This is a genomic window from Bacteroides sp. AM54-2NS (assembly GCF_003602935.1).
Lineage (GTDB): Bacteria > Bacteroidota > Bacteroidia > Bacteroidales > Bacteroidaceae > Bacteroides > Bacteroides xylanisolvens.
The window spans coordinates 77,446-97,514 of record NZ_QTMZ01000004.1 but is presented as its reverse complement, the minus strand read 5'-3'; the positions used below and the strand labels follow the sequence as shown (position 1 = coordinate 97,514).

Genomic DNA, 20,069 nt, shown 5'->3' with positions numbered 1-20,069 from the left:
ATTCTTTGACCAACCTTTAATTTCCTTCTTCCCATTCGATAGCTTGGTCTTCATCCGGAATTTGAGTATTGATTTGACGTTCTAATGTCAACGAACCCATTACATGAAATTCAGTTTCGACACCGGGAATCGTTGTATAGTCTTTGAACGTATAGTTGATATTATTGATAATAATGGTTCGGTGCATTAAGTAGGGACGGATAGCGTCCATTGACTCCGTGATACTGTAAGAAGCAGTGATCTCATTATTAAAATCATCTTTACCGAGCGCAAACTGCATTTTATTATTTGGATCTGCCGGAGAAAGCGTTACTGTTCCATTATTGTTGAATTTTGCTTTAATCCGATACCCTTTCCTGTCTTGACGAGTTTCATCAAATAAACCTGCATAGAAGAATAACGTTTCATCGTCAACTACATACATCATGACATAATTTTTCACGTATGGTGCATCTGTTTCTGAACCATTCAAATATGTTTTGTAATTTACAGCACTATAATTTCCTGAATAATCATTGAATGGCATCACACGAAGCAATGCCTTCCGATAGTGCTTTCGATAGTTTGGGGTATAGTTTCCATCAGGTGATTCTTCGATAGTCAATGGTAATACCCATTTGTCTGATAAGTCGATGCCCTCCATTGAAAAGTCGATAGGCATTAATGCTACATCTTGCCCGGCATTGATCTGCACCGTTTCTGAATGAGAGTAGAATTTTTTTGGCAATACTTGATAGTACAAGTCGGTACGATTATTGAAGCGTTCTTGGTTTAGTACTTTTAAGGTATCTGTATCCAAACCAACATGTACTGTAATGTTACGTTCATTGGTGGTAGATCCGCTCACAATGATTGGTAACTGAAATGTCGTCTTTTCATTACCAGATCTATAGCGTACATTGATTCGAGACACACCATCACTGTTAATGGGAGCTTTAAATGATATATAATGTGTAAACTGTTCATTTTCCCATTCATCATTGCACGAACTACATAAGCCGGCTATGGGTAACAGATATAATAAGATATTTTTCAGTTTCATATTCTAGTTTTTTTAGATTAATCATTGTAGGTCCATCCCGGGTTTTGGGTCAGAAGTTTATTTCGTTTCAGTTCACTGTGCTTGATGGGCCAAAAATACATTTTCGGTGAGAAAGTAGCAGAAAGATTTGATATAGGAACCGGTGTGTGGAACAGGTCTTTATTGGCATTACTCATAAATGTATAACAACCGTAAACAGGCATTGCTTCCTCTACTTCCGCATCTTTCCAGCGTCGAAGATCATAGTAGCGTTTTCCTTCAGCAAAGAGCTCAATCTGACGTTCGCGTTTTAGTTTGATGCGAAATTTAATCGGGTTACTATATGTATCTGCATCATAATCGGGCACCCCGGCACGCATGCGTATTGGTTTTATACCTGTACGCATATCTTCTACGTTGCGGCTGATTGTGTAAGTGATGGAGCCATCCCAAGAAGGAACTTCATAACTAGCAGTCAATTCATTCAAAGCTTCTGCATACATCAGCAGGATATCAGCATATCGAATAGCTGGTTCATCTTTATCTTTTACCTTGGCTGCATCGCTATTATAATAGGTATCATCAGGATGCACATACTTAGCTACCCCAATGCCGGTGCGCAACCAGAACATACTATTTGCATAACCATTTCCATCTCCGCGATAATAGAATACTTGTTGATCTTGATTCTGAACTTCTGGTTCATTACCTAGATGCCAGTACATACCATTATAAGCAATGGACGCATAGAAACGTGGTTCACGTTCAGCATATTGCAAAGATACTCCATTTGGAAGCGGTTTGTGATCTGTATTATTTGTTGTATAACCAGTTGCGCGAGGGCGAGTATCTATGCGTCTTGATAAGCTGGAGTACCTGCATATTCAGAGTTCATTCCCGGACAGTCAGTACCATCGCTCATATAATAGGCATCTACCTGTTTCATGGTGGCGCCGTGCGTATTCCATCCTTTAGCTACAGTGGGCAATTGATGAATGACCATATCTTTGATGCGTTCACCGGAAATATTTTTTCCACGAGTAAAAATCAATTCAGGATTGTCCATAGCAGTTACCTGTCCGTTGAATAGAGAACGATAAGATTCGAACGGATCAATATTCTGCCAACCTTCTGGAAAATTTTTATAACTATATTCCGGGTGAATCGGAGGAGCGATGGTAGCAGGAAAAGCAATAGAATGAGTCGACCGGAAATCGGCTGTATAAATATGGTAAACGCCTAGTCCCATCACATCTTTGCAAGCAGCTGCTGCTTTAGCCCATTTACTGTTGTCGTATACAGGATTTAATAAACGTTTCCCGTCACGGTTGGTCATTTGCTGTGCATACGCATCATCGTTGCCATTCATTAGCGGACTTGCAGCATAAAGCATTGCCAAAGCACGGGTAGCTAAGGCGGCACCGCGAGTAGGACGGGTAATGGAAAGCTGGTCTCTTTTCAAAGGTAAACCCTGTGCTGCCAAGACCATCTCTTTAGCGATATAATCTACACATTCATCGTATGTATTGCGGGGAAGTTCCAAATCTTCGTATGACTGATTGTAATCAAAACCCTCATCTGGAACCAGTGGAATAGGACCATACTTCCGGAGTAACAACCAATAGTAATAGGCACGAACAAAGCGGGCTTGTGCTTTGAGGTCAATGATTTCCTCCGCACTATGCTCAATGCTCATATCTGCATACTGGATGAAAATAGAAGCCTGTCGAATACCATTATAACAACGGTTCCAAGTATCTTGGAAAGTGTTTTCATCGTATGCTCCTTCACGGAATTTATTATAAGATAAAGCACCGCCTTTGGTTGCATCCACTGTAACATCATCATCGCCATAATACATGCAATCATCAAACACAAAAGGTGTATTACGTTTACTTGCAACATCACAACATTGTCCCAACAAATAGGTATACGCCTGTGCCAACCATTGTTCTGTTTTTTTATAGTCGGTAAAAACTTTATCAATTGTTTCTCTATCCTCAAAAATGTAATCAGAATCCAAATAATCGGAACAAGAAGTGGAACTGATCGCAAAAATTGCGACTAATAGTATATATATTTTTTTCATATCATTAATCATTTATAAGTTAACGCTCAAACCTAACGTTACGGATTTGGACAATGGATATTTCTCTCCATTATTGCTACCCATCTCCGGGTCCCAGAGTTTGAAACTAGACCATGTAAGTAAATTGGTTCCAGTCAAGAAAATACGTACATTATTAAAATGTATTTTGTTAACCAGTGCTTTGGGAAGTGTGTAGCCAATATCAACCGTTTTCAGACGTACGTAGGAACCGTCACGCAACCAGTAAGTAGAGTTGCGGTAGTTATTAGTATAAGCATAAATCGTTGTATTTCCATTTCCTTGGTCTGTGTAACTTAGGCGGGGGAAAGTAGCATTGGGATCCTCGTTGGCTGCAATACCTAATTTCTCGGCAGTATCCGCATCTACCCAGCGATTATCCAAAGTTCCTTTAATAATATTACCCCATTGCCCTTCGCTGAAAGCTCTGATACATTTCCCGGACAAGAAAAACTGCGACTTGCCCGCGCCTTGAAAATGCAAATTGACATCAAGTCCTTTCCATTTAACAGAAAGTCCAAGACCATAAATCAGATTCGGACGATTAGTAGCTCCTACTGCTACAATATCGTTGTCATCCACTACACCATCACCATTTACATCTTTGTATTTAATATCACCGGGCATTACAGGACCATACTTTTGAGTAGGACTATTGCGAATATCATCGTAATCCTTGAACAGTCCTAATGCAATCAATCCTTTATTCTGGTTCACTCGATAGCCCTTTTGCATTTGATAGGGATATACATTGTTAGCTTCGTCTCTTTCAATAATCTCATTTTTGCTGTAAGTCATATTACCACGTACTGTCAAACTTACCTGATTGAACCTCTGTTTGAAAGAGAAATTGCCATCGAATCCCTTGGAATTTACTTTACCGACATTTGCAAAAGGACTCTTTCCTTGCAGGCCAATCATGCCAGGCAAATACTGGCGTTGCATGAAAATTCCGCTACGACTTTCATCAAAGTAATCAACTGTCAATTTGAATTTATCATCAAACAAAGCCAAATCTACTCCCAGGTCTTTCTTCGTTGCCACTTCCCAACTAACTTGGTCGGAAGCTAGTTCTGTGTAAGTTAATCCTGTGAATCCATAAGAACTACCGTAGTTTGCCCAATCATAACTATTGCCTTCGCCAATTGCGTACAGATAAGGGAAACGTACATCTGCATTGTTATGACGAATCTTATCATTACCTACTTTACCATAAGAGAAACGCACTTTGAACATACCCATCCATTTCCAATTCTTTTTGATAAATGATTCTTCTGCAATGTTCCATGCTAAAGAGTATGCCGGGAAGAAACCGAAGCGATGCCCTTTTGCGAAATTCTCCGAACCATTATAGCCGAAGTTGAAATCTACGAAATATCGATAGTTCCAGTTATACGCAATTCGCCCTGCCAATCCTTGATTACGTCTGTTGACACCATTTTTCAGATCATCACCTAAGTCTTGTGTTTTGATGTACGAGTCCTGTGTGTATTTCAACGTAGCATTGAGATGATGTGCCTTAAAACCGCGTTCCCAATTAAGCATCATATCTAAAAATTCACGACGGTTACCGCTAGAACCACTTTCTTGATGCATATTGCTACTATCCGAAATTTTCTTGAATACCAAATTTCCATTTTCATCGCGTGAACGTTCGGCACTCCATTGCTCAGGCCATTTACGACGATTGATGTGATTGTTATTATAGGTATCATAGCCGAAGCGTCCAACAAATTTCAGACCTTTGGTGATAAACTTCAAATTCTGTTCCAACGTAATATTTGTCTGAATCACATTTTCCCAGTTTTCATTGAATCCAGTCTGTGTAGCTGCTACCCATGGGTTTGTTTTGTTGCCTGTACCTACTGCCGGAACACGACCGTTGGAATAAAGTAAAGGAGTACGAATGGCGGTATAGCCAAAAAGTTCACCCCATACATCTGCATCACCCAGTCCCGGACTGTTTCTCTTAGATAACCAACCGGATACACCTAACTTTAATAGTGTAGTTTTCGTGATATCAATATCTGTATTCAGACGATAGTTGTAACGACGATAGTTTGCATTAGTGTTGTAATCGTCTTTCAACGCTTTATCAGTGTTGTACATGCCTTCTTCATCAAGGTAACTAATAGAGGCGTAATACCGTGCAGTAGAACCACCACCGCTTAAATTCAGGTTAACGCGGTGTTGCCATGAGCCTTTCCTCAACAATAAATCCATCCAATCCACATTCGGATAGAGATCTGGGTCTAATCCGTTTTTTAGAATCTCCAGTTCCTCCGGTTGATATACAGGTTCATAATTGCGTGTAATTCGTGACTCATTCAATAAGTTTGCATACGAAATCCCGTCTTCAAATTCAGGTGTAATAGTGCGCATGTTGTAGGTGGTTTGTGCCTTTATGTCAATCTTGATTTTTCCGGATTTACCATGCTTAGTGTTAATCAATACAACGCCATTAGCTCCTTTAGAACCGTATATTGCAGTAGCGGAAGCATCTTTCAAGATAGAAAAGTCTTGAATATCCTCAATATTGATTTCATCCATGCTACGTTCGAATCCATCTACCAAAATATAAGCACCGGTTCCAGCCCCAAATGTGGAAATACCGCGAATCCAGAATTCTGAAACATTTTGTCCTGGTTGACCGGAAGTCTGGCGGGCTAATACACCTGCAACGTTACCTGCCAAAGCATTAACAACACTAGACGACGGATTAGCCATCAGATGTTCCATGTCTACTGTAGTGATGGCACCGGTTTGTACCAATTTACGTTGTGCACCGGTACCTGTGATTACAACCTCATCAATAGTAGTAGCTACATCTTCTTCCATTTTTATATTGACCGAACGCTGTTCCTTAATCAATACTTCTTGTGTCTTATATCCAATATATGAGAAGACCAGTCGGTTATAAGGTTCTACTTTAATGGTATATTTCCCGTTGATATCAGTAATGGCTCCTAATCCGGGAACATCCTTGACGATAATATTCACACCAATAAGCGGTTCCTTATTACTGTCAGAAACAATACCCGATACAGTAACAGTTTTCTGAGCCATTGTGTCGGTTACTACACATAGCAACAGTATACATAAAATTGTTATTTTTTTCATTTTTATACGGTGTTTATTCATTAATATCTTCTTCAGGCACATCTTCTTCAAGGCCAATCTTTCTGATTCGATAGTTGTTGGCGTCTCCCACATATATCGTATTATCACGCTCATCCCACGCAATTCCTTTAGGCCGGTTAAAACGTGCATCTTCTCGTAAGCGACCATTTGCATACCCCCATGGGTTGAATTCAAACTAGCGCTACCACGTCCGGCATAGGTAGTCACTTGACCCAAAGGAGACAAGATACGAATGGCATGATTATGCCTGTCTGTCAAATAGAAGTCATATTCATCCGAATTTCCGGCATATTCTGGGTTCTTTACAAATACACCAGAGTAGGGATTACCGAATCGAGCCTGATTACCGACCCCATCCTGATAAACATAAGTGTCTTTGTTACTATTAACACCTGCAATGACATAGGGAGCGGTAAAGGTTTCCCCATTGAAATCTGAGCGAAGAATATAATTGCGATTGATGACCATGAAATAAGCATATTTACCAGTTGGATGAATCATAATATTGAACTCCCATTCTTTGTCTTGCACTTTTAATATTGTTTGAGCGGCATCATCTGCTGTACCAGGTCTGACAGGGGTTGTTCTCTTTCCTGTTGCAAATTCCTCTATAACATATTTCTTTACCCGATAAAGCAGACTGTTCTGGTAATTGGAGAAGTAGAGGTCGCCAGTAGTAGGATGTATTGCAGCAGCTTGGCATCCTTGGTTCTGTGCGATCACCCTTCCATTGCCCCACGTGAACCCACACGGCTTCGTTCCTCCTTCAATTCGATCGAACATCATAACAGCCGTACTATTAACATTTCCTTGCGCTAATCCTACAATCATGTGATATTTTCCATTGTCATCTTTATAGAAATCAATGGTTCGGCAACGCTGTGAGCCTACAAATGAGTTCTTGGGAATCATTGTATAGACCTGCTTGTTTGTGAAGTCAAAACAACGAATACCTTGTCCTACACCTTCAGCGTCTCCTGCGTCTTCTGCATCATATAACAAATTATGGTCCTCCGGGTCCCAAGTCATAAAACAGGGATTCGTAATGGAGCCACAATCATTAAACGGACCATCTTTTGCTGAATTGGAACCTTGCTCACTAGTTGCACCACACAAGGAACTTACCACCACTTGGCGTTGATATTCAAACTTAACTTCGGCTACCTCGGCTGATAGATTTCTTCTCCTTGTTTGATAGTTACTTGGATTTCACCCGAATAAGCCTTCGTTGGTACAATACAATATATGACAGTTGATTGTACGTTGACCACAGGCGCCTTCTGTCCGCCGATAGTGACTTCTATCAGAGACGGGTCATTGCCGAAGTTTTCTCCATAAATAAGAACCTTCTGACCTGCAGCACCATTAGTCGGACTGATTTCCTTGACACTAATAGGAAGCTGCGGATTAAAGGGACTGCCACCACTTCCTTGAGCCGGAGTGACTTCTTTTCCATTATCGCAACTCTGTAATAGAAAAGTGGTCAATGTAAACATTGCCCATAAAATGCCCAAACAGGCTTTCATTACTTTTTGTTTCATAATAAATTAGATTAAAAATGTTAATAAAATCGCATAAGCAATAAGTGTTACTTGTTTTTCTGTATAGGATATTTATTTCTGAAAGTAGGGTGCCACTTCCAAGATGGAAGGTGCGTTACTCTTGACGGAAGGCCATCCATCGTTACTCCAAATCAGTTTATCCATTAAAACATATCTTCCGTTTTCGGCTTCTTTCTTCTTGTAACCGTGGTAAATGATCCAGTCAGTTCCTACATCATCCTGAATCAGAATGGAGTTATGTCCAGGTCCTGCCCAGGTTTCATTGCCACTCATAATGATTTCACAATAATCATACAACATATCCCTTCCTGTCTTATCTAAATAAGGTCCAAGCACATTCTTTGAACGCCCTACCACAGTTTGATATGTACTGGTTGCTCCATTACAACAAGTTCCTATGGAAGCAAACAAGTAATAATATTCTCCACGTTTGTATATGTTGGTCCCTTCAAAACGATTTCCACAAATACGCTTCTTCAGGACTGGGGTTCCATCCGTTTTTTTCTTTATTTCCAGACCATTATCCGTGAGTTCTGTAGCATAGATACCCCGAAAACTTCCCCAAAACATATATTTTTTGCCATTGTCTTCATAAAAGAACTGGTCAATAGAATTTTGTACCCCAATCACTTTCGAGTCGATCAAACACCCTTTGTCTATAAATGGTCCTAGAGGAGAGTCTGACACAGCAACTCCTACATTACTTCTCCACTCATCTCCCCATATAGCCCATGAATAATAAAGCACATAATGATTATTGAAATAACGTATCTCTGGTGCCCAAATATTGTGGTCGCCACCCCAAGTGGGGCGAGTAGCATCCGTGAAAGCTGTACCCTTATACTCCCAATTCACCAAATCTTTGGAACGATAAATAGGAACATTTCGAGTATTCTCTGTTCCATAGAGATAGAAATAACCATCTTGGGCACGAATTACTGTAGGATCTGGTGCGCTAAAAGCAATAATCGGATTGCAATAACCACGCACTAATGTCAATATCCGGACAGACTTATCTATTAACACTGTTTCGCTATCGGCATTCGTTAGACACAGAGGAAGTAGATAGTACGTAGGATGTAGTTTGGTTGATTGAATAGTTAATTTCGTAGAAGCTTGATTATTCCCTGCAGAATAAGTCAATCCACCAAGAGTATACGAGTCATCAGGTAGCAACTCATAAGATGTTCCATGAGCTGCATTATAATCATTTACCAACTGTACAGCCTCTGGTGCAACACTTAACGTACAATGAAATGTACTCTGGTTTGTGCCACTAAAATCATAATAAGATTTAATGTCTACTTCTACTTTTTCTTGGTTTAATAGTATTTCTCCGCTAATACTCTCCAACTTGACAATAGCTGCTTGGACATCTATCGTAAGAAGTAAATTTCTTTTGTTTTCTTGAGCGCTAACCGATGCACTTTCTAACCGAAGAGGGAGTACATAATTAGTTTTTTCCCTCTTCCATCTTGAGAAGATTTCAGAGGAATGAAATTGAATTTCTATACTTTTTTGTTTCTCATTCGCTTTCAGTGTTAACATTTCCTCTAGCTGATAAAGATCTTCTGGAAGCAGTTGAAAGTTTGTTCCATTGTTAGAATTATAAGCTTTCAATTCACTGTCACTCCAAGTTTTCAATCGAACAGATATCTCTCCATTCAAAAGGGTACTCTTGCAAACAAGCACATTGTATGAAACGAAATTCTGGTCGGGCACTAGATTCAAATTCTGGAATCCATTCTGTTGTAAATACACAGATACATTAGTCTCATCTCCTTCTTTTCCATTCGACTCTTCATTATTATCGCTTGTCGAACAGGAAAACCAGAATAGTGTGCTCAATAGCATTACTAGATTCCATCGAAGAATTGATACAGTAGATAAGTTACACATAATATCACTCCCTAATAGAAAATTACTTGCTACCACTCAATTTATTCATTAACACTTGCATCCAGTATCCTCCAATCACGGAGCGTGCTTTGAAGCCAACCCACTTACCACTATCAGTATGATGCCAGTCACTGATAGGTACACGAGATACTGTCTCGTTAATATATTTATAGACAGGATCAGAGAATTTCTGGAAAGTTTCCTTGTCTGATGACATAGCTGCCGTCCACATGATCCAATCGGATTTGGTGTATTCTTTGCGGGAATCCAAAGGAAGTCCGTAAAGATTCTGTTTAGTCAGGTAATAATTGAGCTCTTTTTCGATTACATTGTTAGGGAATAAGTTCAAATTCCACAACTTATCCCACACCATATTATACTTTTGGCTCCAAGTGTTCTTACGGTCAAAAGCCAAACGGTAGTGATCGCCTTCATTTGCCATTTTTTCCCATTTCATCGCCATTTCTTGGGCTATTAAAGCATATTTGTCTGCTACATCATTCAATCCGAGCATACGAGCCATTTCGCTGTATCCAGCTACCCCCATGATAGCTTTTACAGAAAGATTGGCATTGTGGGCCCAATGGCCTGCAAAATCATCTGTACAAAGTTGATTCTCTGGGTCCTGTCCAAACTAAATTACTATTTATTAATCATTTGAAATACAGATAATTATCTTTGGTCTGTATTGTCTTTGTGTTGTTATGGCTATTAAATGAAGTACAAAATTCTAACTTATGAGCAGACTTTTAATAAATAAAAAGTTAATGGATAAATGTAGTGGTAGTCTAAGATGAGAAATGGACTAATCTGAAAAAATGAATATTTTTCCTCTCTCTTTTTCCATTTATCCATGTAATTTCTTTTATGACATAAAAACTAGCAGCATTTTAAGATATTAAAAATCAAATAGATTGAATAATTGCTCTTGTTGAATAAATTCGACGTAAATAAAGCCTTCTGGAATGATTTATCTATCTTTTTATGCTATTTTGCAGAGAAATGTTATTGTGTGATAGCTTAAGGTAATAAGGAAAGTAGATGTTAGAACCCCATTCAGGAGTCCATAGTGTGGTTTATTTTAAACCAATAAGTAGTTTCTTTTAAAGGTAGGAGATGTTCCTTTTAAACCAACGACTTGTTTCATTATATCAAAACATCTTTTTGATAGTAGGAAAAAGTACATATTTATAAAGAATTATGCTATATATATTCAATAAAAGGAATATATATGATGTAAATGTGACTTTCTTTTTTCTATTTAGCAATTCAATAGAATCTTAATTCTTCTGCATACATGAAAAATGGAACATAATTTGAAATAACTAAGATAAAATCTTTCAATCTTTACCTGGCAAGTTTAGCTCGAAGTTCTTTTAGTCTTTTTGCAGCCTGTAGATTATCAACCTTTATATATCTCATGAATGCAGATGGACTCTTATGTCCGGATATACGCATAAGCTCTCCGGCAGGAAAGCCGGATAAATACATATTTGTGCAAAACGATCGTCGACAAGTATGAGAAGAGATCATCTCCCATTTTTCATAGACTCTCTTTTCCCGTTCTTTTCCTTTTTTGCGAACAACTTCGATTTTTTGTTTTAGTTTTGCTCTTCGCCCTAATTCTTTAACCCTTTCGTTGAATATATATCTAGGAATTTTAGGTAAATCATAGTTGTACTTCTTGAGTATTTCCGGTACATAATCAATCATAGGAATTATGACAGCTTTATGCACTTTTCTCTGTTTGAGATTTATAATCTCATTATCTAAGTCAATATGTTCGGGACTTAATGTTGAGAGATCACTATATCGTAGTCCTGTAAAACACCCAGTAATAAAAACATCTCTAATCTCTTCCAATTGCTTATCATCTGACAAGTCTAACTCATGTATTGTTGAAAGTTCCTTTTCACTTAAATAAATAGCATCAGTTTCTTCTTCTACGACCTTAAAATGCTTCAAGTCAATTGGGGGAATAACTCCTTTATCTATTTGATAATTAACAAATCCCTTTAACAAACGTACAATTTTTCCTGCAGAATTAGTGAGTAAACCAACACTTCCATCAGGCTTTATAACCTTATAAAATAAATAATCCATGAATTCATTGTAAAATATAAGATTCAGGTTATGAAAAGTAATTGGCTGCGATGAATGTTCTTTGAAAGCGATCAGATGTTTACGAAGTGTTCGGTAGTCTTTTATTTGGTCTGCAGAAACAACTGGAGCTTTTTCTGTAATATATCTTTCTAATGCGTCAAATATATCTACCCGATTAGGACGTAATTCATATTCTCTATTTTTTTTTAATTCAAGTAAAACAAAATCTACGGTTGGACTTATTCCGTTTATCTTAGCATATGTAAGAATTTCTCCAAGCTTGGACGTTATTCTAATCAGGCAGGCATCAATTTCATCATAGTTTGGACAAGCGCGCTTAATCCATCTCTTTTTAGAATCCCAGTGTTCCGGTTTAATACTGTATCCAGTAGAGATGAGCGTACGCTTAGTCCGATTGTAGTTATATCGAACATAAAGGACAGTAGTCCCTTCTCGAGTGACGTACCTAGGTTTAATATATGGAGTATATTTTGCGATAGTAAAATCTGTATTGCTTTCGTATTGCAAAGTTACAAAAGCTATCCGAAATGAGCAATATCTTATCGTTAAAAGCTAGAACCTCCAAAAACATTGTACTATCTTAAAAAAAAGTGGATAAATATTGCTCAAAAAGGAAAAAAACTACTCAAATCACACTGTAGGAGACTAATTTTACACTTTAAAAACATTCGAAACATGAAAAAAGAATAGATTTTGTCCTTTCTTGAACACAGATTTTCCTAATCTTTAGCATTAATTCCATTATTTTGTAGCGTTACAAATAAAATACTATGGAAAACAAATGGATTTGTATGATTCCTGGGTCCTACCTGAAACACACAATTCTATATAAACTTTTCCTCTAGCATTTATAAATATTCGACAGTACTGATTTTAATATATTATTTAGGTATAGCGATAAGAAAGGTAAGATTGCATTTAAAAGGTAATAGTAAGAAGGTAAAAAGAGAAATAAAAGAAAACGTAGGGTTTGTTTTTCTTTATAGGTAAACAAGATTGTAGATGGGTAACCTTAAAATTGTAGATTAATTAGAAAATATTTATGAAGAAACTACTAACAGTAATGGCCTTTTCGGTCGGTTTATTCGCAAATGCTCAAACCGGCAACTTATTTAAACCAGTAAAAGAGGTAGCGCTACGTACTCCATCGGTACCTATCGTTGTTTCAGATCCTCACTTCTCTATCTGGTCTCCTTATGATAAATTAATGGAAGGAAGTACAGAACACTGGACTACAGCTAAGAAGCCATTAGTAGGGGCTTTACGCGTAGATGGTAAAGTGTATCGTTTCCTAGGTAAAGATCAAGTAGCTCTAATACCTATTGCTCCCATGACAAATGTGGAACGTTGGGAGGCTGCATATACTAATAGTCAACCAGCAAATGGATGGCAAGAATTCCAGTTTGATGATAGTAGTTGGAAAAAAGGTAAAGCAGCTTTCGGTAGCCGTGATATGCCACGTGTTCGCACAGAATGGAAAGGAGATAATACAGATATTTATATCCGCCGTACATTTGAAATAAATGATTTGGATTTAACAGAGAATATTTTTCTTATTTATTCTCATGACGATGTATTCGAATTATATTTAAATGGAGAAAAACTGGTTGCTACAGATCTCGTATGGAAGAATAATGTAAACCTAAAACTTTCAGATGAAGCCAAGAAAAAACTTCGTAATGGCAAAAATGTGATTGCAGCGCATTGTCATAACACAACTGGAGGATCTTATGTGGATTTTGGTTTATATCGTGAAAAGAAAAATGCAGTAACATTTGAAAATGAGGCTGTACAGAAATCGGTAGATGTACTAGCCACTTCCAGTTACTATACATTCACCTGCGGACCTGTCGAATTAGATGTTGTATTTACAGCGCCTCAATTGATAGATGACTTGGATTTGTTGTCAACTCCGATTAACTACATCTCCTATCGCGTGCGTCCTCTTGATAAAAAAGAGCATGATGTACAATTCTATATAGAAACGACTCCGGTATTAGCAGTGAATGAGACTACTCAGCCTACTATTGCACGTACATTATCGAAAAATGGTATTAGTTATGTAGAAGCTGGCACCATCAACCAGCCGATATGTGATCGTAAAGGTGATTTGATTTGTGCTGACTGGGGATATGTATATCTTGGTAGTGTAAATGGAGCAGGAAAATCTATAAGTTTGGGTGACTATAGCGGAATGAAGGAAGCTTTTGTTAAAAATGGAACTTTAGCTTCAAGTAAGACCAAATGGATTACTCGTCGGGAAGAAAATACTCCTGCAATGGCTTATGTACATAATTTTGGAACTGTTACCAAAGATGGTAAAGATGGTTTCTTGATGATCGGTTATGATGACATTTATTCCATTGAATATATGTATGAGAAACGTATGGGATATTGGAAGCATGATGGTAAAGTAACGATTTTTGATGCTTTCGAAAAACTAAGAGACAACTATCAATCCATCATGGAGCGTTGTCGTGCACTTGATGAGCTTATTTATAGCGATGCAGAAAAAGCAGGTGGTAAAAAATATGCAGAAATATGCTCTGCAGCCTATCGCCAAGTTATTTCTGCTCACAAACTATTTACAGACAAAGAAGGCAATCTGATGTGGTTCTCTAAAGAGAATAACAGTAATGGTTGTATCAATACAGTCGACCTGACCTATCCGTCTGCTCCCCTGTTTTTGGTCTATAATCCTGATTTACAAAAGGCAATGATGACTAGTATCTTTGAATATAGTGCTAGCGGTCGCTGGGATAAACCTTTCGCAGCACATGACCTTGGCACTTATCCAATAGCTAATGGACAAGTTTATGGTGGTGACATGCCGATTGAAGAAAGTGGTAATATGGTGATTCTAACTGCAGCTATTTCGAAAATTGAAGGTAATGCAGATTATGCTAAGAAATATTGGGACATTCTAACGACATGGACTAATTATTTAGTAGAGTATGGACAGGACCCGGAAAACCAACTTTGCACGGATGACTTCGCCGGACATTGGCTCATAATGCCAATCTTTCAGTGAAAGCCATCATGGGAGTGGCCGGATACAGCGAAATGGCTCGGATGCTCGGATTAAATGATGTAGCAGACAAATATGCGGCTATAGCCAAGAAAATGGCGGTGAAATGGGAAGAAATGGCAAATGAAGGTAGTCATTATCGCCTGGCTTTTGACCGTAAAGATACTTGGAGCCAAAAATACAATATGGTTTGGGATAAGTTGTGGAATCTGAATTTATTTCCTAATAATGTAATCGGAAAAGAAATAAACTATTACTTGACCAAGCAGAATCCTTACGGGCTTCCTCTGGACTCTCGTAAAGAATACACAAAATCCGACTGGATCATGTGGACAGCAGCTATGTCATCAGATAAGGAAACTTTCCAGAAATTCTCTGATCCTGTCTATAAATATATCAATGAAACAGTCTCTCGTGTACCTATCAGTGACTGGCACCATACAGACAGCGGACGATGGGTTGGCTTTAGAGCTCGTTCGGTGATTGGAGGATACTGGATGAAGGTATTAATGGATAAAGTTCAGAATAATCAATAATTTAAATCTAGTGTATTATGAAATGTAAAACTATGAAACATGGGAGCATAGGGTTACAGTGTATGATGTTGGCATTCGTTTTTGCAGTCTGTTTTACTGGCTGCAAAGATAGCAAAGACGAGACATCAGCACCTTATGATCCGAATCAGCCAGTAGAGGTAACTGATTTCACACCCAAGTCGGGAGGTGGAAAGAAAAAGATGATTATCTATGGCAGTAATTTTGGCACAGATCCTTCTCTTGTTTCCGTTAAGGTAGGTGGAAAGGATGCGATTGTTATCAGTGCTAAAGGTACTAGCATTTATTGTTCTACACCGGAGAGTTGTTTTGAAGGAACTGTAGAAGTGAAAGTTGGTGAGCAAGTTGTGATATTGCCTGAAAAATACCAGTATGAACCACAATTGGTGGTGACAGACTTATGTGGTGATGTAGATGAATTGGGTCAGGGCGATATTGTAGAGACTGGACCGTTTGATAATTGCGGAAAGATTGATTATCCTTTTTGGTTTTCTTTCGATCCTCAACATACTAATATCCTATACTTGTCTCAAAATGATAATGAAAGACCTTTAAGGATACTGGATTTGGAAAAGAAAATGATCTACTCTAAAAAATTGAATGACATTAAACGTGCAACTACTATTACATGGACTAATGATGGTGATATGGTATTGGCTACTCCTCAGACTGGTAATTCTAAGAATAGAAACAACATTATCTTAAAGCGTGGAAGTAGTGTGGACGGACTAGATTTCAAAGAGTCTAGTTGGGTAGCTTTGACGCGTGGTAATGCTTGCAATGGCTCTATGGTCCTTCCGCAAACGGGAGAACTTTACTTCAATTATCGTGCAGAGGGTAAAGTGTACAGATATAATTTTGAAGAGAACGGTTATAATAACAATCCGGAAGTTCCTAAAGGAGAAGGGCTGGATGATCTTTTGGCATTTAGCGTACCTAACCAAACCGTTGACTTTAGTATGGTTCCTCATCCAACAGGTAAATATGTGTATATCATAATGCATGAATCGCATTATATACTTCGCTCCAATTATGATGATGAAACAAAAAAATTAGTGACGCCGTACATTGTGTGTGGACAATCCGGTCAGGCGGATTATAAAGATCTTGTTGGTATCAATGCACGTATCAATAGGCCCGGTCAAGGTGTTTTTGTTCTTAATGAGGAGTACAAGGCTGCCAATAAAGCTGATTGGTATGACTTTTATTTTGCAGATAGAGAGAATCATTGTATCCGAGTGTTGACTCCGGATGGAGTGGTTTCTACATTTGCCGGACGTGGTTCCGCTTCCTCAACCAGTTATAAATGGGGTAAGCAAAATGGGGAGGTGCGTGAAAGAGCACGTTTTAATCAACCGACAGCTTTAGCCTACGATGAGGCTACAAAGACTTTCTATGTAGGTGATTGGGGAAATCATAAGATTCGGAAGATTGCTAGGGAACAAGCCTCTGACGATTTAAGCATAGAAGCATCCGATGATAATCAGAACCAAGGAAATCAATAAAAAGAAGAACGCATGAGAATAAAAGAATTTATTACGATTTGTTTGTTGTTAGTCTCAGTTTCTCTCTTTGCACAAGAAAAAACGATTGAGGTGACAGGAGTCGTGACAGACATGAATAAAGAACCATTGGTAGGTGTTAATGTGACAGTGAAGGACAAACCGGGTTTAGGTGCAATAACAGATATCAACGGACGCTACAAGATTAAAACTGAGGAATTTTCTCGTTTGGTATTCTCGTATATTGGTTTCGATACGCAAGAGGTATTGGTGAAACGTCAGAATCTGGTTAATATATCAATGAAAGAATCGGAAGCTAAGGAAATCGATGAGGTTGTAATCACGGGAACTGGTGCACAGAAAAAGTTGACCGTGACTGGTGCCGTGACGAATGTAGATGTCGAGGTTTTGAAATCTAACCCTACAGCCAATCTTTCTAACGCACTGGCGGGAAATGTGTCGGGTGTGCTTGCTATGCAGACTTCCGGACAACCGGGTGTGAACACTTCTGAATTCTGGATTCGAGGTATCTCCACTTTTGGTGCCAATAGTGCTGCATTGGTGCTGGTTGATGGTTTTGAACGTGATTTGGATGAAATTAACATTGAAGATATTGAGTCTTTTACTGTATTGAAAGATGCTTCTACCACAGCAATTTACGGTTCTCGCGGTGCAAATGGTGTGGTTTTGATTACTACTAAACGTGGTAAGGAAGGTAAGATCAAAATCAATGCTAAGGTGGAAAGTTCTTATAATTCGCGCACCATCACACCCGAATTTGCGGATGGCTATAGTTATGCTATGCTGATGAATGAAGCGCGGATTACGCGTAATCAGGAGAGAATGTATCAGGATGATGAAATGGAATCTTGCGATTGGGGCTTGATCAGGATTTGTATCCGAATGTGGACTGGATGGATGTGCTGATGAAGGATGGAGCCATGACTTATCGTGCCAATCTGAATATGAGTGGTGGTGGTAGCACGGCACGTTACTTCGTATCTCTCAGTTATATTAATGAGGAAGGTATGTATAAGACGGATGAGGCTATGCGCAAGGATTATAATACCAATCCCAGTAGCCAGCGTTGGAACTATCGTCTGAATACAGATATAGACATTACTAAAAGTACACTTGTTAAAGTGGGAGTATCTGGTTCTTTGAAAAAACGTAATGCACCGGGACAAGGTGCTAACGTATGGACTTCCTTAATGGGACAGAGCCCGATCAGTATTCCCGTCATGTACTCTAACGGTTATATTCCCTCACACGGAACGGACGATAATCGCAATAATCCTTGGGTGCTTGCTACACAGAGTGGTTATAAGGAAATCTGGAACAATAAAATTCAAACCAATATTTCTTTGGAGCAAAAGTTGGATTTCATCACGAAAGGTCTACGTTTTGAGGGACGTTTCGGGTTTGATACGAGTAACCAGAGCGAAATAAACCGCATCAGAATGCCGGAAACTTGGCGTGCTCAAAGGGACCGTGATGATGACGGGAATCTGGTTTTTAAGCAACAAAATGCTGAGAAACCTATGGAACAGACTAGTTCTTCGAGTGGTGAGCGTCGTGAATTCTTAGAAGCATTTTTACAATATAATCGGGCGTTCAAAGCACATCATGTGGGTGCAATATTGAAATATACTCAGGACGCTTACCGGACTACAGTTGATATTGGTACAGATGTAAAAAATGGTGTTGCCAAACGACACATGGGATTGGCGGGACGTGTCAACTACAACTGGAACTATCGTTATTTCGTAGATTTCAATTTCGGCTACAACGGTTCGGAGAATTTTGCAGACGGACATCGCTTTGGCTTTTTCCCGGCCTTTTCTTTGGCTTGGAACATAGCGGAAGAGAAATTGATAAAAAAACATCTGAAATGGATGAATATGTTTAAGTTGCGTTATTCATATGGTAAGGTTGGTAGTGATAAACTTAAAATAGGCGATACTGTACATCGTTTCCCCTATTTATATACTATCAAAGATGATGGAAATGGCTGGACTTGGAGTGATTATGGCTCTCCGGACAATGTCTATACAGGAATGCACTATACGCAATTAGCCTCCAACAATGTTACTTGGGAAATTGCAACCAAGCACGATGCCGGTGTGGACCTTTCTCTATTTAATGATAAGTTAACAGCTACTGTAGATTATTTCCATGAACAGCGCGACGGAATCTATATGGAACGTCAATATTTACCTGGTATTGTGGGCGTGAATAGTAATCCGAAAGCTAATGTAGGAAGTGTTCTGTCGAAAGGCTTTGACGGTAACTTTGCTTACAAACAGAAGATAGGAAAGGTTAATCTGACTGTTCGCGGTAATTTCACTTACAGCAAAAACGAAATTTTGGAGAAAGATGAAATGAATGCGGTTTACCCTTATCAAAAGGAGGCAGGTTACCGGGTGAATCAGGCAAAGGGACTAATTGCTTTGGGACTGTTCAAAGATTACGATGATATACGCAATAGTCCTCAGCAGACAGCATGGGGAAAAGTACAACCGGGTGACATCAAATATAAAGATGTCAATGGAGATGGCGTTGTTAATGACGGAGACAAAGTGGCTATTGGTGCGACAACCAAACCGAATTTAATTTATGGATTTGGTGTCTCTGCACAATGGAAAGGGTTCGATTTCAATGCACACTTCCAAGGGGCAGGCAAGTCTTCGTTTTTCATTAATGGTCCTACAGTATACGCTTTTAGTGGCAGTCAATGGGGAAATGTTCTGACAAATTTGGTGAAAAACCGCTATGTTGATGCGGAGACGGCAGCTACATTGGGCATTCCTGCTAATGAGAATCCAAATGCTTCGTATCCTCGGCTTAGTTATGGAGGGAACGATAATAACTATAGAGCTTCTACTTTCTGGCTTAGAGATGGCTCTTATTTACGTTTGAAGACATTGGAGGTAGGTTATACATTGCCTAAATCAATCGTGAACAAAATACGGTTTAATAAAATACGCGTATTTTTTATCGGTACAAACCTCTTGACGTTTGCTAAATTTAAAGAATGGGATCCGGAAATGGGAAGTACTAATGGAGAGAAGTATCCACTTGCCAAGACATTTACTTTGGGATTGACTGTGAATATCTAATTAAATACATGA

The 20,069-nt window shown here is 38.8% G+C and carries 9 protein-coding genes and 3 pseudogenes; 4 read left to right on the top strand and 8 right to left on the bottom strand.

Translation table 11 applies throughout. From position 1 onward, the window contains the following. Nucleotides 1–16: 16 nt before the first annotated feature. The 8 genes and pseudogenes from DXA05_RS03730 to DXA05_RS03700 form a co-directional block, all read right to left on the bottom strand. The gene (locus DXA05_RS03730; protein WP_008024164.1) at nt 17–1,042 is read right to left on the bottom strand and encodes a DUF4973 domain-containing protein; all 1,026 of its coding nucleotides are present in this window, start codon (nt 1,040–1,042) and stop codon (nt 17–19) included. A 17-nt stretch (nt 1,043–1,059) separates the two neighbouring features. Next, a pseudogene (locus DXA05_RS03725) lies at nt 1,060–3,110 on the bottom strand (RagB/SusD family nutrient uptake outer membrane protein). 12 nt (nt 3,111–3,122) lie between these two features. Further along, nucleotides 3,123–6,248, bottom strand: coding sequence for a TonB-dependent receptor (locus DXA05_RS03720; protein ID WP_008024168.1), 3,126 nt, complete (start codon nt 6,246–6,248; stop codon nt 3,123–3,125). A gap of 13 nt (nt 6,249–6,261) precedes the next feature. After that, nucleotides 6,262–6,372, bottom strand: a complete 111-nt coding sequence (locus DXA05_RS26990; RefSeq protein WP_284515410.1) for a hypothetical protein — start codon at nt 6,370–6,372, stop codon at nt 6,262–6,264. Between the two features lie 1,057 nt (nt 6,373–7,429). Continuing rightward, nucleotides 7,430–7,810: an IPT/TIG domain-containing protein gene (locus DXA05_RS26985; protein ID WP_284515398.1), complete on the bottom strand. Its 381-nt coding sequence runs from the start codon at nt 7,808–7,810 to the stop codon at nt 7,430–7,432. A 72-nt stretch (nt 7,811–7,882) separates the two neighbouring features. Further along, nucleotides 7,883–9,685 carry a family 43 glycosylhydrolase gene (locus DXA05_RS03710; protein ID WP_225450165.1) on the bottom strand — a complete coding sequence of 601 codons (1,803 nt, stop codon included), beginning with the start codon at nt 9,683–9,685 and terminating at the stop codon, nt 7,883–7,885. A 67-nt stretch (nt 9,686–9,752) separates the two neighbouring features. Next, a pseudogene (locus DXA05_RS03705) lies at nt 9,753–10,364 on the bottom strand (DUF1793 domain-containing protein); the annotation flags it as partial. Between the two features lie 713 nt (nt 10,365–11,077). After that, complete coding sequence (locus tag DXA05_RS03700) at nt 11,078–12,361, bottom strand: site-specific integrase (protein ID WP_008024175.1); 1,284 nt, start codon at nt 12,359–12,361, stop codon at nt 11,078–11,080. A gap of 535 nt (nt 12,362–12,896) precedes the next feature. Between DXA05_RS03700 and DXA05_RS03695 the strand changes: the two genes are divergently transcribed. The 4 genes and pseudogenes from DXA05_RS03695 to DXA05_RS03680 all read left to right on the top strand — a co-directional run bounded on the left by DXA05_RS03695 (nt 12,897) and on the right by DXA05_RS03680 (nt 20,057). Further along, the gene (locus DXA05_RS03695; protein WP_128858806.1) at nt 12,897–14,885 is read left to right on the top strand and encodes a DUF4965 domain-containing protein; all 1,989 of its coding nucleotides are present in this window, start codon (nt 12,897–12,899) and stop codon (nt 14,883–14,885) included. 8 nt (nt 14,886–14,893) lie between these two features. Then, a complete protein-coding gene (locus DXA05_RS03690; protein ID WP_128858818.1) occupies nt 14,894–15,418 on the top strand; it encodes a DUF1793 domain-containing protein in 525 nt (174 codons plus the stop codon). A 17-nt stretch (nt 15,419–15,435) separates the two neighbouring features. Beyond that, nucleotides 15,436–16,941: an IPT/TIG domain-containing protein gene (locus DXA05_RS03685; protein ID WP_008024180.1), complete on the top strand. Its 1,506-nt coding sequence runs from the start codon at nt 15,436–15,438 to the stop codon at nt 16,939–16,941. Nucleotides 16,942–16,953: 12 nt separating this feature from the next. Beyond that, nucleotides 16,954–20,057 (top strand): annotated as a pseudogene (locus tag DXA05_RS03680) (SusC/RagA family TonB-linked outer membrane protein). Nucleotides 20,058–20,069: the final 12 nt, after the last annotated feature.